Raw genomic sequence first — 20,641 nt, 5'->3', positions numbered from 1 at the left:
TAGTTGGAGAAAGAATATGAAGGCCAGTTTAAAAGCCTGTGATGTTGTAATTTTCGGTGGCGGTGGTGATCTTGCAATGCGTAAGTTATTGCCTGCTTTGTACCATTTGGATATGGATGGTTTGCTTGCTCCAACGACACGTATTATTGGTGCTTCGAGACGAGAAGTAAGTACAGCGGAATACCAGACAAAAATTCGAGCCGCGCTTGATGAGTTTGTGCCTTCCAGTGTTGGTGATGAAAAAACATGGCCGCGTTTTAAAGAGCGTTTGAGTTATGTGTCAGTCGATGCACAAGAAGCGTCGGATTTTTCACGATTAAATGATCACCAAGTGGGTGGTGATAATCGTGATGTTGTTTTTTACCTTGCAACGTCACCAGATTTATTTGGTTCGATTTGTTCTTCGTTAGCGGCCCACGGTTTGAATGCAGAGCGTATGCGTGTTGTTCTAGAAAAGCCGCTTGGTCGAGATTTGGCATCTTCTCGTGCAATTAACGATGAAGTAATGAAGAACTTCAATGAGCAGCAGGCCTTCCGTATCGATCACTATCTTGGCAAAGAGACAGTGCAAAACTTATTAGCGATACGTTTTGGTAACACTCTGTTTGAACCTTTATGGGATAGTGCGCATATTGATAATGTGCAGATTACCGTTTCTGAAACGGTGGGTGTAGAAGGGCGTTGGGGTTATTACGATAATGCCAGGGCTATGCGTGATATGGTGCAAAATCACCTGATCCAGCTATTGTGCTTGGTTGCGATGGAGCCACCAGGTCGAATGGACGCTGACTCCGTGCGCGATGAAAAAATCAAGGTATTGAAAGCATTGCGTCCTATTGCTGGAGCAAATGCTTATACCAAGACCGTTCGTGGTCAATATGCGAAGGGTATGATCAAAGGCAAAGAGGTAAAAGGGTATTTCGATGAAGAAGGCAGTAATCCTGACTCTCGAACAGAAACCTTTGTTGCTTTGCGTGCGGATATTGATAACTGGCGTTGGGCTGGCGTGCCTTTTTATCTTAGAACGGGTAAACGCTTAGGTCAGCGTTATTCTGAAATTGTTATTCAATACAAAGCGGTGCCACATAGTATCTTTAGTGACGAAAGCAACCGTCAATTGCAACGTAACCAGTTGATCATTCGTCTTCAGCCAGAAGAGAAAATCTCTTTAACTGTAATGAATAAGGTTCCAGGCGTGAGTGAGGGCATGCTTCTTCAGCCTGTTGATTTGAACTTGAGTTTGACTGAAGCTTTTAATGATAAGCGTAGTCCGGAAGCTTACGAGCGATTATTGCTTGATGTTATGCGCAACGATGCGACTTTGTTTATGCGCTACGATGAAGTAGAGGCGGCTTGGAAATGGGTGGACGGTATTATGTCTGCATGGAACCAAACCAGTGAGCGTCCAAAAGAATACGCTTCCGGCTCTTGGGGGCCTGCAGCCTCGATGGCATTGCCGATCAAAGACGGCCGTAATTGGCATGATTATTAAGTCTTAATAAAAGGAAAATAAAATGACTACTTCATATACCGCTGAACAGGTAATGACAGCCACTTCTGTTGTTCCTGTCATCGTTGTTGATAGTGTTGAGCAAGCGGTTGCATTGGGTAAGGCCCTTGTTGCCGGTGGCGTGCCTGTTTTAGAAGTAACCTTGCGTACGCCTGCTGCCCTAGAGGCTATTACGGCACTTCGTAAGGAAGTACCAGAGGCGATTGTTGGAGCAGGGACAGTTTGTTCACGTGCACAATATATTCAAGCCATTGAAGCTGGCTCTCAGTTTATTATTAGCCCAGGGATGACGCCAGATCTATTGGCGGTGGGTAAAGAGTACGATGTACCTTACTTACCAGCCGTAGCGACTATCTCTGATATTTTGCTTGGTATGGAATACGGCTATGACCGTTTTAAATTCTTCCCTGCTGAAGTGAATGGTGGGGTGAAAGCGCTGAAAGCATTTGGTGGTCCATTGCCACAGATTAAGTTTTGCCCGACGGGTGGTATTGGTGCGGATAACTTCCGTGAATATCTAGCTTTACCAAATGTGCTATGTGTGGGTGGTTCTTGGATTGTACCAACTGATTTAGTGCGTGCCGGTAAGTGGGATGAGATTACCGAGTTGGCGAAATCCGTTGCTTAGGTTCTGAGTGATTTAATGCGCTGGTAGCAATATGAAAAGGGGAAGAGCATTTGCTCTTCCCCTTTTTTCGACCTAAAAACTCATAAATTCTCTTCAGCAAATTCGGCAAGTCGGCTTCTTTCTATACCATTGACGTGCATGATGCTGGCGTATTTAAAGGATTTTGTTTTCTCCACTAGGTAAGTTAATCCTGAGGTTAGTGGGGTGATGTACTTGTTATCAATTTGTGCCAAATTGCCTAGCACGATAATTTTTGAGTTGCTGCCGACTCGCGTCACGATGGATTTGAGTTGGAATTGTGTTAGTCCTTGTGCTTCGTCGATGATGATCAAAGCATTATTAAACGATCGGCCACGCATAAAGTTCAAAGATTTAAATTGAATGTTGGCTTTTTGTTTTACGTAGTCAATGCTGCTAAAAGAATGTTCGTCAGCACCATGCAAAATTTCTAAGTTATCGTCAAAGGCTGCCAACCATGGTGCCATTTTTTCTTCTTCTGTGCCTGGTAAGAAACCTATGTCTTCTGCCATGGGGGGCGTGGATCTAGCAACGATAATCTTATTAAAGCGTTTTTCCTCCATGGTGACTTGTAGTCCATAAGCTAGGGCTAATAGTGTTTTACCTGAGCCAGCAGGTCCTGTCATTACCATAAGATCTGAGTTGTCATGGCGCAATAAGTAAAATGCCATGGCTTGCTCTAGATTGCGGGGTAGAATGCCCCAGAAGTTTTGATTCATCAGATGCTGTTTATTGATATCGAGTAGGTAGACGTGTTCTTGGTCAAGGTTGACCACAAAGCCAATGAAGTCTTCATCGTCAATGACAAACATATTGAAATAGATATTGGGTAGATGGCTTTTATTAATCACATGGACCGTGTGGCGGCCATGAGCTTCTGTTTTAACGCTTTCAATGGTGGACCAAAAACTGCCTGAAAACTGAATATAGCCCTTACTCATTAGATCTAGATCGTCAAGAACCTTATCTTTACGATAGTCTTCGACTCGTTCTAGTCCTGAGCCTTTTGCCTTGATGCGCATGTTGATGTCTTTTGTCACAAGGCAAACAGAGGAGCGAGGGTGTGTTGCTTGTAAGCTTAAGCCAACATTGATGATGCGATTATCATTGGCGTGATCATGGTTGCCATTTAAAAATGGGATATTATCGGTTAGGGTGATTTGTTGGTCTGGATAGATGGCCAAAGAGCCTTCGACGCGTTTAGATTGCTCCTGATCTGTTTCATTATTGATAATGCGAATGGGGACGCCAGCTTGTAGGTCTCGAGGGGAGGCATCACCCACTATTTTGTCGATGGTGTTGATAGCTACTCGAGCTTCTCTACTAACGTCTTTGTCTCTCCTATCTTTGATAACATCTAATTCTTCTAGGACGGTCATAGGAATGACGACTTTGTGTTCGGCAAAAGCATAAATTGCCAATGGATCGTGCAATAGCACATTCGTGTCGAGAACGTAGATTTTTTCCATAGAATATTACTCCTGCAATGAACATGAAGCTTGCTTTTGAATAGGGAAGAAACGAACGAAACGCCTAGTGCTTAGATAATAATTGAAGAATTGAGTGTTTGGTTTAGTGAAAAGTAACAGGGTGAACCGTAATTTGGTAAGTGTTGTTTGATTGGCAGTTTGATTCACCAAAGAAGGCTGGAGCATTGTATTGAAATGATGGCGATTATGGTTTTGTGGCAAGTTGAACCTCACTGTCTTTATCCATACTCTAATTAGAGTGTATGACAGTTTTGTTGCTTATGCTTGTTCTAATAGGCTTTTTTAGCAATTTTTAGTTATAAAAAAACCGCTGTTTATGGCAGCGGTTTTTTTGTGCTCGATTTATCAATCGTCTAAGAAGCTTCTTAGGTGCTCTGAGCGACTAGGGTGGCGTAGTTTACGTAGTGCTTTGGCTTCGATTTGACGGATACGTTCACGCGTCACGTCAAATTGCTTACCGACCTCTTCAAGAGTATGGTCTGTATTCATGTCGATACCAAAACGCATGCGCAACACTTTGGCCTCACGTGCTGTTAAACCAGCAAGTACCATAGTGGTTGACTCGCGCAAACCTTCTATTGTTGCTATATCAATAGGGGATTCTGCACCATCGTCCTCAATGAAATCACCTAAGTGAGAGTCTTCATCATCACCGATCGGTGTTTCCATCGAAATCGGTTCTTTAGCGATCTTCAGTACTTTGCGAATTTTGTCTTCTGGCATATCCATGCGAGCTGCCAACTCTTCAGGTGTTGCTTCACGTCCCATTTCTTGTAGCATCTGACGAGAGATACGATTTAATTTATTAATCGTTTCGATCATGTGTACAGGAATACGGATAGTGCGAGCTTGGTCAGCAATCGAGCGAGTGATTGCTTGACGAATCCACCAAGTTGCATAAGTTGAGAACTTATAGCCACGGCGGTATTCGAATTTATCCACTGCTTTCATTAAGCCGATGTTGCCTTCTTGAATAAGATCCAAGAATTGTAAACCACGGTTAGTGTATTTTTTCGCAATAGAAATAACCAGACGCAAGTTGGCCTCAACCATTTCTTTTTTCGCACGGCGAGCACGAGTTTCACCGATTGAAATACGACGGTTAATTTCTTTTAGTTCTGCAATTGTTAAACCTGTTTCTTTAGAAACAGCGCGTAGTTTACGCTGACTGCGCATAAACTCAGCTTCGTTCTCTTCCAGTGCAGCAGCGTAATCGGCACCAGAAGCAATTTGTTCTTTCAGCCAATCAGGATTGGTTTCATTGCTTGGAAAACGCTTTAAAAATTCGGTTCTTGGCATGCCAGATTTGCGCACACACACTTGCATGATAAGGCGTTCTTGGTCACGGATTTTTTCCATGCGTGAACGTACGCGATCAATCAGCTCATCAAACATTTTTGGAACAAGCTTAATAGGAGCAAAACTAATGCTTAGCTCTTCTTGCTTATTTTTTACGTCAGGATCTTGTCTGTCGCGTGTTTCCAATAGCACTTTTAATTCATTGTAAATACGTGTGATATCATTAAAACGTAACGCTGTTTCTTCAGGATCAGGACCGTTATCCGTTTCTTCTTCGCTTGTCTCTGAATCATCATCGTCTTCGTCACTGTCGACAGTATCTTCATCGATTAATGGTTCATCGTTAATAGAGTCTTCGAAAATAGGTTCTTCGCCATCGCCATCGATAAAGCCACTAAAAATATCACTTAGACGGCCTTCTTCTTCCTGTACTTTCGCATAGGCGTCAAGCAGTACATCTACAGCGCCAGGGAAGTAAGAGATAGCAGCCATCACTTCGCGAGTACCTTCTTCGATACGTTTTGCGATGGCAATCTCACCGGCACGAGTCAATAGTTCGACCGTACCCATTTCGCGCATATACATACGGACTGGGTCAGTGGTTCTAGTAATATCACCTTCTACTGCGGCCAAAGCGGCAGCGGCTTCTTCCGCGGCGGCTTCATCGGTCGCATCACCTTCTTCCATGAGAAGGCTATCTTTATCGGGTGCAACTTCGGAAACCGTAATGCCCATGTCGTTGATCATGGCAATGATTTCTTCTACTTGCTCCGGGTCTGAAAGGTCATCAGGGAGGTGGTCATTAACTTCGGCAAAAGTTAAGTAACCTTGTTCTTTACCCTTGGTGATCAGCTCTTTGAGACGTGACTGTTGAGTGTCTGGCATTCGACAACCTATCGTTAGAAATTCATTTGGGAGTTTAGCAAGCCGCGGATTATAACAAAATCAATCGCTTTTATCCACCGAATCCTTTCTTTTGTGAGTGAAAATTAAGCAACATTTATGACTTTTTTTGTCTAATCAAATCCATTAAATTTCGTAATTCCTGCTTACTGCTACTGTCCTTTATGGATTCGTTTCCTTTGCTTTTCAACCGTGCAATGCTGCTATTTAATCCAAGATTTTTCTCTAATGTCACAACCATATCGAGTACTTCTTGCTGTGCATTGGTTATTTTTAGCTTTGTTATCGCATCTTTGTGGTTTAATAATGCGTAAATGGATGATATTGCGAATTTATCTGTTAAATCTCCCAATAGGTGTCCTGTGTTTTTGTGAGGATGTTTTGTGAAATATCTCCATATTTTGCAGAAAACTTGTAGCTCATCATTGGCTTGATTTATCACGGGGTCAGGCAAGTCGATCTCTTTTGCTATGTGAGGATGCAGTAGGAGGCATAGAGAGGCCTGTTTTATCCGACTTAGGCTAGGTGCAGCTGGGGGAAGTGCTGGCTCGTCATTGTAAAACTTCCCTTTAGAAAAAGGTTTTTTCCCAAAAGGTTTTTTAAATGAACCTTGTGTTGTTGGTTGGTTTTTTGGTGTTGTGTAATCGGGCTGATGAAAATCATCATAGTGGTTGTGCGACGGTTCGTAATCGTAGTGGCTTAAGTCTGGTGTGTCGCCATTATAATGGTGTGTTTGTTGTGTATGGTCTGGGTGGGGCTGAGATTGCTCTTCCGTTGGGGTGAACTGGCGTCGAGATTTAAAAACGGTATTGCCCAGTGTTTCGCTGTCGATACCAGATTGATCGCTCAATTGGCGAATTAATACTGAGCGAAAGGTGAGCCTCTTTAGGGATTTGCTTAATCATTTCCATGGCGTTGCGAGCGAATTGTGCTTCGCCTTCTTCATCGCCTAAGGTTACCTGGTTTCTGGCGTGATCAAACAGTACATGTGATAACGAAGACGCATCTTCTAGGCGACGATTAAAGGCGTCTTTGCCTTCTTTTCTGATCAGTGAGTCTGGGTCTTCACCCTCAGGTAAAAATAAAAAGCGTACTTGTTTTTCATCTTGCATAACCGGTAAGGAGGCTTCTAAGCCTCGAATGGCAGCCGCGCGGCCAGCTTTGTCGCCATCAAAGCAAAGTACTATCTTGCTAACCAGTTTAAAGAGTTTGCGTATGTGCTGACTATTGACGGATGTTCCTAGCGTAGCAACGGCGTTGGTAATGCCGTGTTGCGCCAACACTATGACATCCATGTAGCCTTCAACCACAAGAATTTGGTCGAGTACGGGGGTGTTCTGCTTCGCCTCAAATAGTCCGTAGAGCCTCTTGGCTTTTTTGAAAAACAGGGGTCTCTGGCGAGTTGAGATATTTGGGTTTTTCATCGCCAAATGCTCGTCCGCCAAAGGCAATCACACGGCCTCGTGAATCGCGAATGGGAAAAATGATCCGGTCGCGAAAGCGATCATAGTAGTGGCCCGGTTGGTCTTTTTTCTCAATCAGCATGCCGCCTAATAAAAGCTGTTCTTGGCTCTCTGCGCGGGTACCTACTTTCTTAAGAAGATTGTCCCATCCGGCAGGTGCGTAGCCCAAGCCAAATACTTTAGCGATTTGACCAGATAGTCCACGCTCTTTCGACAAGTAGTCTGTGGCTTTTTTCTTGTCAGGGTGTTGAGTGAGTTGTTGCTGATAAAACTGCGAGCTTTCGGATAGGCGTTTAAGTAATTCTGCGTTTTGTTCGTATCTGTCTGGTGCACCTTGTTCTCTTGGCACTTCCATGCCCGCGTCTTTTGCCAGTACTTCAATGGCATCGACAAAGTCTAAATGGTCATGTTCCATGACAAAGGAAATAGCATTACCACCTGCGCCGCAACCAAAACAATAATAGAACTGTTTGTTTGGATTGAGACTAAAGGAAGGGCTTTTTTCGTTATGAAATGGGCACAGTGCACTGTAATTTTGTCCGGTTTTTTTAGGCTAATGCGAGACGCAACCACATCGGTCAGGTCGGTTCGAGCCAAAAGCTCGTCAATAAACTGATCAGGGATACGTCCCGCCATTATGTTAGCCTAATTGTGCTTTAACTTGTTTGCTGATTTGTGCCATATCGGCACGACCTTGAACTTGTGGTTTTACAATGGCCATAACTGCGCCCATTTGTTGCATGGAAGTTGCGCCCGTTTCTGCAATGGCTGCTTTTACAATCTCACCGACTTCATCGTCGGTCAATGGTGTTGGTAAAAACTCGCTAATGATGGCCATTTCTTCTTGTTCAATCGCAGCAAGGTCTTCGCGACCGCCGTCGATAAACTGTTGGTTTGAGTCTTTGCGTTGCTTGTTCATTTTGTCAAGAACGGCTAATACACGAGCATCATCTAGTTCAATGCGTTCATCTACTTCGATCTTTTTGCATTCGGATAGGATGGTGCGAATGACAGTGACACGTTGCTTTTCTTTGGCGCGCATCGCCTCTTTTAATGTGTCTGAAATGTGTTTTTTTAGGTCTGACATGGGATCCTCTTACTTTCGGTAGATTGCTGTCGAGTAGGCTGATAGGCAAAAAAAACGGCTAGTTGGTTAACTAGCCGTTTTTTATAAGCCTAAAAGTTAGAAACGTCTAGGCAAACATTTGTTTATAGCAAATTGCCAAACGGCAGATTGGCCTAGTACAAACGTTGGAATTTCTTTTGCTCACGAGAAACTTTCTTCGCGTGGCGTTTTACAGCGGCAGCTGCAGCGCGTTTACGAAGCGTTGTTGGTTTTTCGTAGCATTCACGACGACGAACTTCAGCCAAAACGCCTGCTTTTTCACAAGAGCGTTTGAAGCGACGTAGAGCGATGTCAAATGGTTCGTTATCTTTTACTTTTACTGCTGGCATGTTATTACCTTTAATAATATTTTTTTAAAGTTTAAGTATTCACAAAAACGGCGTGAATCATACCCGTATTTAATGGGCTTTCAAAGCGCGCTTTTGTTGAACAGAGTGTGGTCATAAATAGACCGATTTTTCTAGGCTTAGTAAAAGCCTAACCCTGAACAGACTATGATCGCGTCTGTAATGGTATTCATTCTTTTAGAGGGTGCTTGGTTCGCCATTTGCTTACATTTGAAGCTATGTGCCAAGCTAGAAAAATCACCTGCCTTTTATTTTAAACATTTAAAACGCGCGCATTATAATGCTTTTGCCTAGCTGTGTCTAATTTTCATTTGAGGGATCTGTAAAGGAAGTTGCTCTTTGCTCTGCAATGGAACGGGTAGATAAGGTACAATGTGCTTAATTTATTGATGAGATTGCTCTAATGAAAGTATTGGGATTAGAAACCTCTTGCGATGAGACGGGAATCGCCATTTACGATACCGAAAATGGGTTGTTGGCTCACAAGATTTATTCTCAAATCGCACAGCATGCAGAGTATGGCGGTGTGGTACCTGAGTTGGCTTCCCGTGATCATGTCCGTAAAACATTGCCGCTTATCGATGAGGTATTACACGCTGCGGGAATAAAAAAATCGGAACTGGATGCGATTGCTTATACCAGTGGTCCTGGCTTGGTTGGTGCTTTGATGGCTGGCGCGACGATTGGTCATTCTTTGGCGTATGCGCTAGGGATTCCAGCTTTGGGAGTGCATCATATGGAAGGGCACCTTTTAGCACCAATGCTAGAAGAGTCGCAACCTGAGATGCCTTTTATTGCTTTGCTCGTTTCGGGTGGCCACACTCAGTTGGTGCGTGTTGATGCGATCGGTGAATACCGTCTGTTAGGTCAATCTCTTGATGATGCGGCAGGAGAGGCTTTTGATAAAGCCGCTAAGATGATTGGCCTACCTTATCCAGGAGGGCCATACATTGCGGCGTTAGCGAAACGTGGTAATGCGGAATCTGGGTTGATATTCCCGCGCCCGATGACAGATCGTCCTGGTTTGGATTTCAGTTTCAGTGGTTTGAAAACGGCGTTTTTAACGGCGGTGCATGATGCATTAGATCATGATCGCTGTGATGAGCAGTTCAAAGCGGATGCTGCTTTGGCGTTTGAAACCGCTGTAGTCGATACCTTGGTCATAAAGTGTCGTCGAGCGCTGGAAGCAGAAGGTTTGAAACGATTGATTATCGCCGGTGGCGTGAGCGCGAATCAGAGATTACGTGAGCAGCTTGAAAGCCAACTGAAAAAAATCAAAGCCAGTGTGTTTTATGCCAGGCCAGAATTTTGTACCGATAATGGTGCCATGATCGCTTATGCTGGTGCTCAGCGTTTGGTCAATGGTCAATCTTCTGCGCTTAGTTTGTCGATACGCGCCCGTTGGCCTTTATCAGAATTGTCGCCTCTAAAGGAGTCTTAATGTGACCGACCTAGTGTTTATTGAGGGTTTAAAAACGCAAGCTGTGATCGGTGTGTACGATTGGGAAAAAAAGATCCAGCAAGATTTGGTGTTTGACTTGGAAATGGAGCACGACAATCGTGTTCCGGCAGAGACGGATGATCTTGCGAAGACACTGGATTACGAGGCAATCTCCAATTATATTTTAGCGTTTTGTGCCGAACGTCAATTTGAGTTAATTGAAACCTTGGCCGAGCACTTGGTTTCTGAATTGATCGGACAGTTTAAATTAAACGCTATCACGCTAACATTACGAAAGCCTGGAGCGGTGTCAGCAGCTCAAGCCGTAGGTGTGAAAATTCACAGAAAGTCTACGGTCACTTATTGAGACGTTATGTGTTAATTGATTAAAGGGGATAGGGTTTTGTCGAGAGCCTCTGTACGGGCTTTTTTCAACGCTTGACCCAGCTCTGCGCCATTTAAGCCTTGTTTGATGAATGGGGCGGCATTGATGGTCGCTATGGTATTTCGCAATGATTGCCAGTCATGAATGTCGCTGTTCGTCAAATGGCTCAGAACCTCAATCAGTAAAACATAAGGTTGGGGTTTTTTTATGGCATTAACGCAAACTAACCAGTTTTCCCATGCGATGGAATCCATAGGTATGCGTTGATTTTCTATGAATGAGCGTGTTTGCTCTGCCAGTATTTTGAATTGATTTGGGCTGCGGATGCGCTCATGTAATTGGGTGAGATTTGCAAGTGGCGTGTTTTTGCATAACATTGCCCAGCGCTGGGCGGGTGTTATGTCCTTTTGGCTTAGGCCCTCGGTAAGGTTCAGGTCTTCCTCCCATACTAACTCAGGAAAAAGCTTATCTAGAGCGTTTACTTCCTTTAATACCGAGAAAAAAATATTGGCATGGTGGGTATTAAGGGCTTTTTCTAGTTCTTTCCATACCCGTTCTGCACTTAAACTAGCCAGCTCTCCCGAGGCGCTAATGGTTTGCATTAACAAGATAGTTTCGGGGGCAATAGTAAAGCCAAAGTGATGGAAACGTGCGGCAAAGCGAGCAACTCGCAATACTCGAAGCGGGTCTTCAACAAAAGCATCTGAAACGTGACGTAATACGCGATCTTGTAAATCCTGTTGCCCGTGAAAGGGATCAATTAAGGCGCCATCCTTATCTTGTGCTATGGCATTGATGGTAAGATCTCTGCGCTCTAAATCTTCTTCGAGGCTGATATCAGGAGAAAAATCACAAATAAAACCTGTATAGCCTTGCCCTTGTTTTCTTTCTTTGCGAGCAAGGGCGTATTCCTCTTTACTTTTTGGGTGCAAGAAAACAGGGAATTGTTTGCCTACTTGTTGATAGCCTTGTTGCTCAAGTTGCTCTGGGGTGGCGCCCGTGACAACCCAGTCATGATCTATAACTGGCAGTGCTAAAAGTGCGTCTCTAACAGCACCGCCAACGAGATAGACTTGATACTTGGCTGTCATGGTTAGTTAGCTACCTGTTTCGCATTGTTCTGGGAACATGGCGCTCCATTGACTAAAACCACCATTTAGTGAATAGACTTCCTTGAAGCCTTGTGATGCTAGGTATTCTGCAGCGCCTTTACTACTATTGCCGTGGTAGCAGCAGACAATGACAGGTTGATCTTTTGCGGCACGATCAATAAAGTCTTGAACATTATCATTGGTTAAACTGATTGCGTTTGTTATGTGACTGTTATGGAAACTGGTCAGATCGCGAATATCAACAATAGTGGCATTGTTTTCCATAATTGGCAGTGCATCTGAAATATCAATACAATGAAAAGTCATGAATTCTTCCGATTAAGTGTGCAAGGTGTACTAAAGCGCTGTTTATCTTCTAAGCGCAACGCTGTCAGACTTCCGCCCCAGACGCAGCCTGTGTCTAATGCATGGATGCGTTCTAATTGGGTTTTTCCTTCTAAAGCGGCCCAATGACCAAAAACAATATGGCAGTCCTCGGGGACTTTTGAGGGATAATTAAACCAAGGAGCGAAGCCTTTCTCAGCCGTGTTAATGCCTTCTTTAGATTTAAGATCAAGCTTACTGTTTTCATCGCAAAAACGCATGCGAGTTAAGTAGTTGGTGATCGCACGAAGACGATCTAAGCCCGTCAGTTCATCACTCCAAGTGTCTGGAGTATTACCATACATGGTCGCAAAAAAATCATCAACACTGTCTGATTTGAGTTTTTTTTCGACTTCCTTGGCGAGAGATTGAGTTTTTGCTAGATCCCAGCAAGGCGGGATTCCCGCGTGTGTCATAACGGTATTGAGTTGTTCGTCGTAATGAAATAAGGGTTGTTGGCGAAGCCAGTTCATTAAGTCATCACGATCACTAGCCGTCAGAATTTCAGCTAATGTATCACCTCGTTTTAACTTACCATAGCCATGGGAAACCGCTAGCAAATGCAGGTCATGATTACCTAGAACAATGGTGGCGTTGCTGCCCAGTGATTTTATGAAGCGAAGCGTTTCTAGAGATTCTTCACCGCGATTGATCAGATCACCAGCAAACCAGAGCTTGTCTAGTTGTGGCTGGTAGTTAATTTGTTCCAAAAGCTGCACTAGCGGTGTAAGACAGCCTTGTAAATCACCAATAACATAGGTTGCCATAAGTCGCCTCAGTGAACCTGATTGGGTACGGACAGGGTGAAAGGATGAATAGGGGCTTCAAACTCTGTGCCATCATCAGCCAGAAATTGATAACTACCTTGCATGCTACCAACGACCGTGTCCATCACCGTGCCGCTGGTGTAATGAAAAGACTCTCCTGGCGCTAAGTGCGGATATTCTCCAATGACACCGCTGCCTTTCACTTCTTGTACCTGTTCATTGCCATTGGTAATAATCCAGTGGCGGGTCTGAAGCTTGGCTGGCTCTGTTCCGCAGTTTTTGATTGAAATGTGATAGGCAAATACGTAACGGGATTCATTAGGTGTGGATTGGCTTGCGAGATATTCTGTGCGAACAGAAACCGCGACGTCATATTTCTGCATTTACCCTTCCTTTTTGAGGATGTAGTTGGTGATTCGAACGAAGTCTTCTACGTCAAGCCTTTCAGGACGCAAGGTGGGGTCAATATTGAGTGCCGAAAAATCATCGGTGTCTAATACCCCTTTGTAATTGTTGCGTAGGGTTTTGCGGCGTTGTTGAAAGCCTATTCTGACCATGTCTTCTAGCATTTTTATGTCATTAACTGGGTAAGGTAATGATTTGTGTGGCGTCATTCTCACAATCGCAGAATCGACTTTTGGTGCTGGGTCAAATGATTCAGGCCCAACAATAAAGAGTGATTCGACGGAGCAGTAATACTGCGCCATTACGCTTAGGCGTCCATAAAGGCTATCACCAGGGCGCGCGGCTAAACGATCAACCACTTCTTTTTGTAGCATGAAGTGCATGTCTTCAATGGCGTTGGCTTGGCTTAATAAGTGAAAAATAAGCGGCGTTGAAATGTTGTAAGGCAAGTTGCCTACAACACGAATGGCTTGTTCTGGCGTGCTCAGTGAGGCAAAGTCAAATTTCATGGCATCCGCTTCATGAACGGTAAGCTCGGGAAAGCGGAATAAGTTTACCTTCAAAATAGGGATTAGATCACGGTCAAGTTCAACCACATCCATGCGCTCAGTGACACTGATTATGCCTTCCGTTAAGGCGCCTTTGCCCAGCCCAATCTCGACGATGCGCTGACCTTTTTTGGGGCCAATGCATGCCACAATGCGTCGAATTACGCCGTGATCATGAAGGAAGTTTTGGCCGAATCTTTTTCTGGCTTTATGGGGTTGCTGTTTGCTCATTTAGAAAACTTTTTCGCGTTATTTGCCATGTTAATAGCATGTTGAATGGCCACTTTAAGGCTGCCGTTGTTTGCTTTGCCTGTGCCAGCCAAATCAATGGCTGTGCCGTGGTCGACAGATGTTCGAATAATAGGTAAGCCTAATGTGATATTGACGGCATTACCAAAACCTGAATATTTTAACACAGGTAAGCCTTGATCGTGATACATAGCCAAGGCGCAGTCGGCATCATTTAGGTATTTTGGGGTAAACAGGGTGTCTGCTGGAAGAGGGCCCACAAGATCTAAGCCTTCTTGGCGCAGTTTATCGAGTGTTGGGATAATTACGTCAATTTCTTCTCTGCCAAGGTGGCCATCTTCACCCGCGTGGGGGTTTAAGCCACAGACTAAGATCTTTGGTTTTGTAATCCCGAATTTCTCTTGCAGGTCTTGATTCAGTGCGTTGATGACAAGACTGATACTTTGCTCTGTAATGGCAGCAGACACATCTTTTAGTGGTAGGTGAGTGGTGACGAGTGCCACTTTCATTGCTTCTGTTGCTAGCATCATCACCACATGTGGTGACTTACACTGAGCCTGAAAGAATTCGGTATGCCCAGAAAAATGCACACCCGTTTCGCATAAGATGCCTTTGTGAACCGGAGGGGTGACAATGGCATCAAATTCTTTTCGTAGACAACCTTCCCCAGCTTGCTTGAGTGTTTCTAAAACATAGGGGGCGTTTTCAATATCAAGCACGCCTGCAATCGTCTGTTTCGCTTGCTGAATTGGCAAGACGCTAATCATGCCTTGTTGATGTGCACTTACTTCATGTGAGTGACTGAGTGTTCGAGTGTCGACAGTTAGACCCAGTGTTGACGCTCTATCTTTCAGCAATTGTGGATCAGCAAGAATAATTAAACGAGCAGGAAATGCCTGCTCGTTTAAGGCGCTTAGAATAATGTCAGGGCCGATTCCTGCCGGTTCACCAGAGGTGATGGCAATAATAGGGAGTGACTCTACCGGATTATTCGCCATGTTTTTCTCTTATTTTTTGATGTCAATAAAGGCATCTGCGCGTAGCTCGTCAAGCCAGTTACTAAGCACGACATCTTGTTTTTGAGCGGTTAAGGCGCGCTCAGCATTACTACGTTTTACTTTGTCGCTGATATCTGCTTCACGACGACCTTCGACTTGCAAAATATGCCAGCCGAATTGTGTGCGGAAAGGTTTGCTGATGTCACCGATGCTAGTTTGATTCATCATATTCTCAAATTCAGGGACCATGGTGCCCGGTGTTACCCAGCCTAAATCACCACCTTGCAAGGTAGAGCCTTGATCTTCGCTGTGTTCTTTCGCAAGTTGCGTGAAATCTGCACCATTTTCTAGCTTATTATAAAGGTCATCGGCTAATGCTTTGGTTTGCTCTATATTGCGAATTTCATTAGCACGGACCAAAATGTGACGTACTTTAGTTTGTTGTTGCAGGGTAACATCAGGGGAACGTTTTTCGATCAGCCAAAGCAAATGAAAGCCCGCATTACTTTGTAATGGTCCAATAAGAGGGCCATTATCGGCCTCTAAGGCACGAACAAATAACGGCGGTAGTTGATTTAGCGGACGCCAACCTAAATCCCCTCCTTCAATAGCAAATTGCCCGTCAGAGTTTTCAACTGCTTGCTGAATGAAATCTTCTTCGGTATTGATTTTTTGTCTAATAGACTGAATTTTGGCTTCTGCTTCTTCTGGGTTACTCGCTCTGATAAGTAAGTGACGCAGACGAACTTGTTCTTTTTCTTTGGTAATGCTGGTATCTGAGCTTAAATAATCGTTAATTTCTTGCTCAGAAATCACAATACGCTTTTTTAAAATTTCTCGTTTGACATTATTGATTAGAATTTCTTGCTCAATTTGCTCGCGATAGCGTGAGTAGTTAATACCCTTGCTAGCGAGTACATCTTTTAAGCCTTGCAAATCTAAGTTCATATTTTGAGCGACTCCAAGTATGGCGTTATCCACATCTGTGCTAGAGACACGCATGCCGATTTTGCGCGCGTAGTTTACCTGCAGAGCTTCGTCAATCATCTGGTTTTGAATTTGACGGTGAATGTTATCTGTCATCACTCCGCCAGGCACTCGGTCTTTGACAATTTGAAAGCGATTTTGAATATCACTTTCTAAAATAGGTTTTGAGTCTACAATGGCTGAAATGCCATCAATCTTCGTCGGTTCAGCATGTAATGTTTGCAACGGTAGCAATGTCACGAACATAAAAGAGAAAAAGAAAACAACTTCATGATTAATATCCAACTTTTCCTTGGTTCCAATAACTGTCAGCAATGTTAGTTTCGCTATTAGCACGACCCGCACTGCTTAAGCCACGTAAAATAAATTGTAAAAAGACGCCACGATCGTATTGATTGTCATCATTGAGCCAGTGTTGATAGCTCATCGAAACCTTTATACAGCAGTTTTCATAACCTAGTCCTGCGATTTCTTTAGTGCCATCCTCTCTTAAGAAATCATAAGTGTATTGTGTGAACATTGACCAATTTTGGTTGATTGGAAAAATTGTCCCTACGCTTGCTTGTTTGGCATCATCATCTGGATCAGTATTGTTAATTGTATACAAATAACTAAGATTGATTTTGACATCATCAACTGGTGTTAGTGATGCAACGATTTGTGCTAAGTTTACCTTGCTGTTGTCTAGGTTGTAATTCAAATTCCCTGTTAAACTAAAACGATCAGTATTGTAGTTAGTCGAAGTGAGTAAATCGCTGCGCTTTGAGTCATCAATTGCATTGTTTTCATCCGTGTTGCCAGTAATACCAACATAACGATCTTTCAAATAAAAGATCTGACCGGCTTTAAATGCCCATCTTTCATTATTGTTTGCATCATATAGACGACTTTCTAGACCAAATGTTACTTGCTCTGTATCGCCGATTCTATCATTGCCATTGAAGCGATTGTGGCTGAAGGCTTGAGAATAGGTCATCGTTGGTACGCTTGCATCAAAGTCAGGAATAAAATCTTGATCTTTATAAGGCGAGTTTAAATAACTTAATTGTGGTTCCAGTGTTTGTCTCCACGGGCTATTGTCTAGAATTAAGCGGCGTTCAAACACTACAGAAGAGTCTATGTATCCAGTAATGTGACTAATGGACTCTTCGCTGTCAGATGTTGTTGTGTAATTGTGGATGTCATAGTCACGGTACTGTATTAAAAGTCCTGGCGTTAAACTTCCCCATCCATTGCTGATGTTCGCTTTTGTGTCTTGATTCAAAACGATTCGTTTGCCATCAAAATTATTTTCGTCTGGATCGTAAAAATCCGTGTATTGGGCATCAATTCTATAATCTAAATTACTTGTCGATAATCGATAGGAGCTATCAACCCTGGGTAACCATTCGAAAGGTTTATCAACCGTATTATCTGGTGTTTGGTAAGTTAAGTAAGTCACCTTATTTAAGAGGTTGCCATTATTAGCGCTCACATAAACACTTCGTTGGTAATGATCTTTTTCACCAATGGATGTGCTGTTTGCCTCTGGGTATTTGTTTTCTGTTGGATTGTCTTCTAGCAAGAAGCCTGTACTAAAATAGGTGTTTATTTTTTGTGCGGTTGTGAGTTTGAGTAGGGTTTGCTCACCTTCGTCATTATCAAAAAAAGTGGACTGCTCATACATTGTCTCACCATAAGGGCTTAGGTGACGTAACTCTAGATCGAGTCCTTCGCCTTTTTTTTGAATAACCTGTGGTGTGATAGTGGCATCATAGTTCGGTGCAATGTTCCAGTAAAAAGGCGCTGATAGGCTTAGACCATCTGATCCTGAGAACCCAAAGCTAGGAAACAAAAAGCCTGTTTGACGAGTGTTATCAATTGGAAAACGCAACCAAGGGAAATAAAAAATAGGCAGTCCAGCCACACGAATTTGTACATGTTCTGCAGTACCAAAGCCACTTTTCGTATCAATCTTAATGGAGCTTCCATAAAGCTGCCAGCTCTCTTCAGTGGGTTCACAGGTAGTAAAAAAGCCTTCTTTTATAAAAATGACGCCATCTTGACTCCGTGAGAGTAGCTTAGCTTCGCCACGCGTTTTGGACTGATGGCTAAGGAACTTGGCGTCGCTAAATTCTGTTGGAGAGCTGTTATTATTTGTTATGTAGGCGCGTGAACTGCGGATCAGCTGATCGTTACTACGTAGAGTAACATTTCCATTAGCTTGATAATATTCATTTGGTATGCCTTCAATTTTGTCAGCAGACAAAGTGGTTTCTGGCTGGCGTATTTCGGCCTCACCTTGAAGATGAATCACGCCGTTTTCGTCACGGACTATTAGATCTGCGGTGAGGTCGGTTCCTTGAATATCGTTTGCTTGCCAGCTATTGATATAGGATCCTTGACAGTATCGACTGAGTTGAGATTGCTGTTCTTTCGTTAAGGATTCTCTTGGTATCCAATCCCATTGGTCCACTTGTCCGTATGCCATTGGCAATACGAAAAGACTTTGAAAAAATAAGGCGTATGTTCGTAAATGCTTAACCATGCAGGGTATACTTGCTACCAAAAGTTATTGTCCGAAATCGGATACTGCCCATAAGCGGGTCCATGTTGAGAGACAAATGATAATCTAAGCAGGCCCATAGGGGCTACCGATTCTGGAGAAATATCTTTATGTGGAAGATTGTTTGTGCAATTTTGGGTTATATTTTAGCCGGTTTTATCGGGGCTTTACTGGGATTTTGTGTGGGGGGCGTGATAGACAAAGCCCAGACTGGCGGTGCTTTCAGTCGAATTCGTAGTCGAGCCGATGTACGGCTGCAGCAGGAAACTTTTTTTCGCACATTATTTCTTTTAATGGGGCGATTGGCTAAGTCTGATGGTCAAGTAACAGAAGCAGAAATCCAGTTGGCTCAATCTGTTATGCAGCGTTTAAGGTTGTCGCCAGCGGCTCAGGATCAGGCTAAGCGATTGTTTAATGAGGGAAAGTCTGAAAATTTCGACCTCGCTTCAGTACTAAATACCTTCAAGCAGGTGGTTGGCCCTGGTGATTTAACTCGCACACTTTTAGAGGTGTTGCTGGTGTCGGCTTACGCTGATGGCCATTTTAGTTTGGAGGAGAAAGCCTTTGTTTCTCAAGTTTGTTCGTACCTTGGGGTGTCGGTTGCAGAATTTGAAGCGTTGCATATTCAAGTAAAACAGCAAGCTCACTTCAGTCAAGGTTTTCAGTCATCCTCAAATAGCATGGGATCGAAAGATTTATTAAAAGCGGCCTATGAGGCGCTGGGTGTGACGCCTGAGATGACGGATGCCGAGATTAAAAAGGCGTATCGTCGTTTAATGAGCCAGCACCATCCCGACAAATTGAGTTCAAAAGGCCTGCCAGATGAAATGATTGAGCTGGCGAAAGAGCGTACTCAAGAAATTCAAGCGGCATATGAAATGGTTAAGAAAGCGCGCAAATAACACTTTATGAATTATTTTTTTAGTGATCAATTGTTAATAGGGCTTTCGTAAAAGAGCCCTTTTTTTACGCTGGGTAATGTTTTTTGTTGATTTATTTGATCGGTGTTTTGTTTTAAAAAGCCTCGAACTCGCTGTATAAGCAGTTGTTTGCTGTCTTTTCCGGTGACTCTATCTGGTAAAGCATCAAGTTGAATAAAGTCCCCCCGTTTTTCTGCTCTTTGGTTGGCGGCTTGTTTGCGCCACATCGCAAATTGATCACTTCTTGTTGAGCTAACATAATAGTCCAAAATAGGCTGGGGGACTTGGCGAATTTTTTGAGCCATTTCGTAGCTAGATGAGCCTGCTGGTGATTCAATGTCAATGAGAATTAAAGCGTTACCCGCGCCTTGGTTCGCGGCTAAAAAACTCAGTGCGTAACTTGCGCCAGTTCCATAGCCAAGAAAACTAAATTGTTCGATGTTTTGCGTCTTTGCGTAAGCGATAGCGGCGTCTATTCTGCCAAAAACCACAGCTTGGTTAGGCAGCTCAGCGGATGTTGGTTGTGTGTTGTCGGCGATTGATGCATCGTTTGGTGTTGATGTATTGATTTTTATTGGGTCTGCGCGCTTGATAATGTCTGGAACGTCAATGGATAAGGTGCACCAGCTGTATTCAGGTAGGGCATTACGCAATGGCGCTATCGCATCAGGCCAATCGGGATGTTCGTTGTCTGAGTGTAGTAGGAGAATGCAGCCTTGCGTGTCGCTGGTCATTGATCTTCTGTAAAGGGTAAGAAAAGGCTCACTGTTCGCCTCTAATGTTAATATTTGGTGATTTAGTTGCCTCAACATTAAAGACGTTTTTAGCGCATTAAGGCGTGATGCTTGTGGCTGAGGGATAGCATATTCAGCGTTGTTTTGTGTTGAAGTGTTTGGCGCAGGAGTGCTTTCATTTGTCGTGCTTTCTGTTGGCGTGGCAGTTTTTTCTTGTGTGCCATTGGTCGCGGCTTGTGGCTCTTCTGCTAAAACAGGGAGGTTTTTGCTCAAGAAAAGAAGTGTAATGATGGCGTGGCTTAGCGCGTTAAATTTCTTCATTGTTTTCAATACTTCTTTTAAGTGTCTTGGTAAAATGCAGTGTAAATTTTCATTATGAGACCTTTATTGTGTCACTGCTGGA

At 43.6% G+C, this 20,641-nt stretch carries 21 protein-coding genes; 5 read left to right on the top strand and 16 right to left on the bottom strand.

Translation table 11 applies throughout. From position 1 onward, the window contains the following. Positions 1-16 precede the first annotated feature (16 nt). Complete coding sequence (gene zwf, locus AC0L6V_RS12535) at positions 17-1,492, top strand: glucose-6-phosphate dehydrogenase (RefSeq protein ID WP_418138320.1); 1,476 nt, start codon at positions 17-19, stop codon at positions 1,490-1,492. A 22-nt stretch (positions 1,493-1,514) separates the two neighbouring features. Beyond that, the gene (locus AC0L6V_RS12530) at positions 1,515-2,138 is read left to right on the top strand and encodes a bifunctional 4-hydroxy-2-oxoglutarate aldolase/2-dehydro-3-deoxy-phosphogluconate aldolase (protein WP_265218389.1); all 624 of its coding nucleotides are present in this window, start codon (positions 1,515-1,517) and stop codon (positions 2,136-2,138) included. Positions 2,139-2,218: 80 nt separating this feature from the next. On the opposite strand, the gene AC0L6V_RS12525 is transcribed toward AC0L6V_RS12530, so the two are convergent. The 7 genes from AC0L6V_RS12525 to rpsU form a co-directional block, all read right to left on the bottom strand. Beyond that, positions 2,219-3,625, bottom strand: a complete 1,407-nt coding sequence (locus tag AC0L6V_RS12525) for a PhoH family protein (RefSeq protein WP_265218390.1) — start codon at positions 3,623-3,625, stop codon at positions 2,219-2,221. A 366-nt stretch (positions 3,626-3,991) separates the two neighbouring features. After that, positions 3,992-5,830, bottom strand: coding sequence for an RNA polymerase sigma factor RpoD (gene rpoD / locus AC0L6V_RS12520; protein WP_265218391.1), 1,839 nt, complete (start codon positions 5,828-5,830; stop codon positions 3,992-3,994). A gap of 115 nt (positions 5,831-5,945) precedes the next feature. Continuing rightward, positions 5,946-6,698: a hypothetical protein gene (locus tag AC0L6V_RS12515; protein ID WP_265218392.1), complete on the bottom strand. Its 753-nt coding sequence runs from the start codon at positions 6,696-6,698 to the stop codon at positions 5,946-5,948. Further along, the gene (locus AC0L6V_RS12510) at positions 6,646-7,272 is read right to left on the bottom strand and encodes a toprim domain-containing protein (protein WP_473481688.1); all 627 of its coding nucleotides are present in this window, start codon (positions 7,270-7,272) and stop codon (positions 6,646-6,648) included. The genes AC0L6V_RS12515 and AC0L6V_RS12510 overlap by 53 nt, the downstream gene beginning before the upstream one ends. Beyond that, on the bottom strand, positions 7,196-7,834 hold the full coding sequence (locus AC0L6V_RS12505; RefSeq protein WP_473483156.1) for a DNA primase: 639 nt from the start codon (positions 7,832-7,834) through the stop codon (positions 7,196-7,198). Before AC0L6V_RS12505 ends, AC0L6V_RS12510 begins: the two co-directional genes overlap by 77 nt. Before the next feature lie 117 nt (positions 7,835-7,951). Continuing rightward, positions 7,952-8,398, bottom strand: coding sequence for a GatB/YqeY domain-containing protein (locus AC0L6V_RS12500; RefSeq protein ID WP_265218395.1), 447 nt, complete (start codon positions 8,396-8,398; stop codon positions 7,952-7,954). A gap of 152 nt (positions 8,399-8,550) precedes the next feature. Then, the gene (gene rpsU, locus AC0L6V_RS12495; protein ID WP_009835737.1) at positions 8,551-8,766 is read right to left on the bottom strand and encodes a 30S ribosomal protein S21; all 216 of its coding nucleotides are present in this window, start codon (positions 8,764-8,766) and stop codon (positions 8,551-8,553) included. 421 nt (positions 8,767-9,187) lie between these two features. Between rpsU and tsaD the strand changes: the two genes are divergently transcribed. After that, a complete protein-coding gene (gene tsaD / locus AC0L6V_RS12490; RefSeq protein ID WP_265218396.1) occupies positions 9,188-10,225 on the top strand; it encodes a tRNA (adenosine(37)-N6)-threonylcarbamoyltransferase complex transferase subunit TsaD in 1,038 nt (345 codons plus the stop codon). A gap of 1 nt (position 10,226) precedes the next feature. Continuing rightward, entirely contained in the window at positions 10,227-10,592 is a 366-nt protein-coding gene (folB, locus tag AC0L6V_RS12485; RefSeq protein WP_265218397.1) for a dihydroneopterin aldolase, read from the top strand. Between the two features lie 11 nt (positions 10,593-10,603). On the opposite strand, the gene AC0L6V_RS12480 is transcribed toward folB, so the two are convergent. Genes AC0L6V_RS12480 through AC0L6V_RS12445 form a run of 8 tightly spaced genes read right to left on the bottom strand, consistent with a single transcriptional unit; the run spans position 10,604 to position 18,566 of the window. Further along, entirely contained in the window at positions 10,604-11,701 is a 1,098-nt protein-coding gene (locus tag AC0L6V_RS12480; RefSeq protein ID WP_265218398.1) for a tRNA nucleotidyltransferase/poly(A) polymerase-related protein, read from the bottom strand. Between the two features lie 6 nt (positions 11,702-11,707). After that, complete coding sequence (glpE, locus tag AC0L6V_RS12475) at positions 11,708-12,028, bottom strand: thiosulfate sulfurtransferase GlpE (RefSeq protein ID WP_265218399.1); 321 nt, start codon at positions 12,026-12,028, stop codon at positions 11,708-11,710. Further along, entirely contained in the window at positions 12,025-12,852 is an 828-nt protein-coding gene (locus AC0L6V_RS12470; RefSeq protein WP_265218400.1) for a symmetrical bis(5'-nucleosyl)-tetraphosphatase, read from the bottom strand. The genes glpE and AC0L6V_RS12470 overlap by 4 nt, the downstream gene beginning before the upstream one ends. A gap of 8 nt (positions 12,853-12,860) precedes the next feature. Continuing rightward, the gene (gene apaG, locus AC0L6V_RS12465) at positions 12,861-13,235 is read right to left on the bottom strand and encodes a Co2+/Mg2+ efflux protein ApaG (RefSeq protein WP_265218401.1); all 375 of its coding nucleotides are present in this window, start codon (positions 13,233-13,235) and stop codon (positions 12,861-12,863) included. Continuing rightward, on the bottom strand, positions 13,236-14,036 hold the full coding sequence (gene rsmA, locus AC0L6V_RS12460) for a 16S rRNA (adenine(1518)-N(6)/adenine(1519)-N(6))-dimethyltransferase RsmA (protein ID WP_418138319.1): 801 nt from the start codon (positions 14,034-14,036) through the stop codon (positions 13,236-13,238). It abuts the gene before it with no gap. Beyond that, positions 14,033-15,052, bottom strand: coding sequence for a 4-hydroxythreonine-4-phosphate dehydrogenase PdxA (gene pdxA, locus AC0L6V_RS12455; RefSeq protein WP_409418598.1), 1,020 nt, complete (start codon positions 15,050-15,052; stop codon positions 14,033-14,035). Before pdxA ends, rsmA begins: the two co-directional genes overlap by 4 nt. Before the next feature lie 9 nt (positions 15,053-15,061). Continuing rightward, on the bottom strand, positions 15,062-16,324 hold the full coding sequence (locus AC0L6V_RS12450; protein WP_418138318.1) for a peptidylprolyl isomerase: 1,263 nt from the start codon (positions 16,322-16,324) through the stop codon (positions 15,062-15,064). Beyond that, positions 16,314-18,566, bottom strand: a complete 2,253-nt coding sequence (locus AC0L6V_RS12445) for an LPS-assembly protein LptD (RefSeq protein ID WP_409418597.1) — start codon at positions 18,564-18,566, stop codon at positions 16,314-16,316. The genes AC0L6V_RS12450 and AC0L6V_RS12445 overlap by 11 nt, the downstream gene beginning before the upstream one ends. A 128-nt stretch (positions 18,567-18,694) precedes the next feature. Between AC0L6V_RS12445 and djlA the strand changes: the two genes are divergently transcribed. Then, the gene (gene djlA, locus AC0L6V_RS12440) at positions 18,695-19,486 is read left to right on the top strand and encodes a co-chaperone DjlA (protein WP_265218406.1); all 792 of its coding nucleotides are present in this window, start codon (positions 18,695-18,697) and stop codon (positions 19,484-19,486) included. Between the two features lie 26 nt (positions 19,487-19,512). Here djlA and AC0L6V_RS12435 read toward each other — a convergent pair whose 3' ends face one another. Next, the gene (locus tag AC0L6V_RS12435) at positions 19,513-20,559 is read right to left on the bottom strand and encodes an alpha/beta hydrolase family protein (RefSeq protein ID WP_265218407.1); all 1,047 of its coding nucleotides are present in this window, start codon (positions 20,557-20,559) and stop codon (positions 19,513-19,515) included. Positions 20,560-20,641 lie beyond the last annotated feature (82 nt).

The organism is Marinomonas sp. G8-14, from assembly GCF_055808935.1.
Note: the sequence above shows the minus strand (reverse complement) of the source record. Positions and strands in the feature narration are given on the sequence as shown.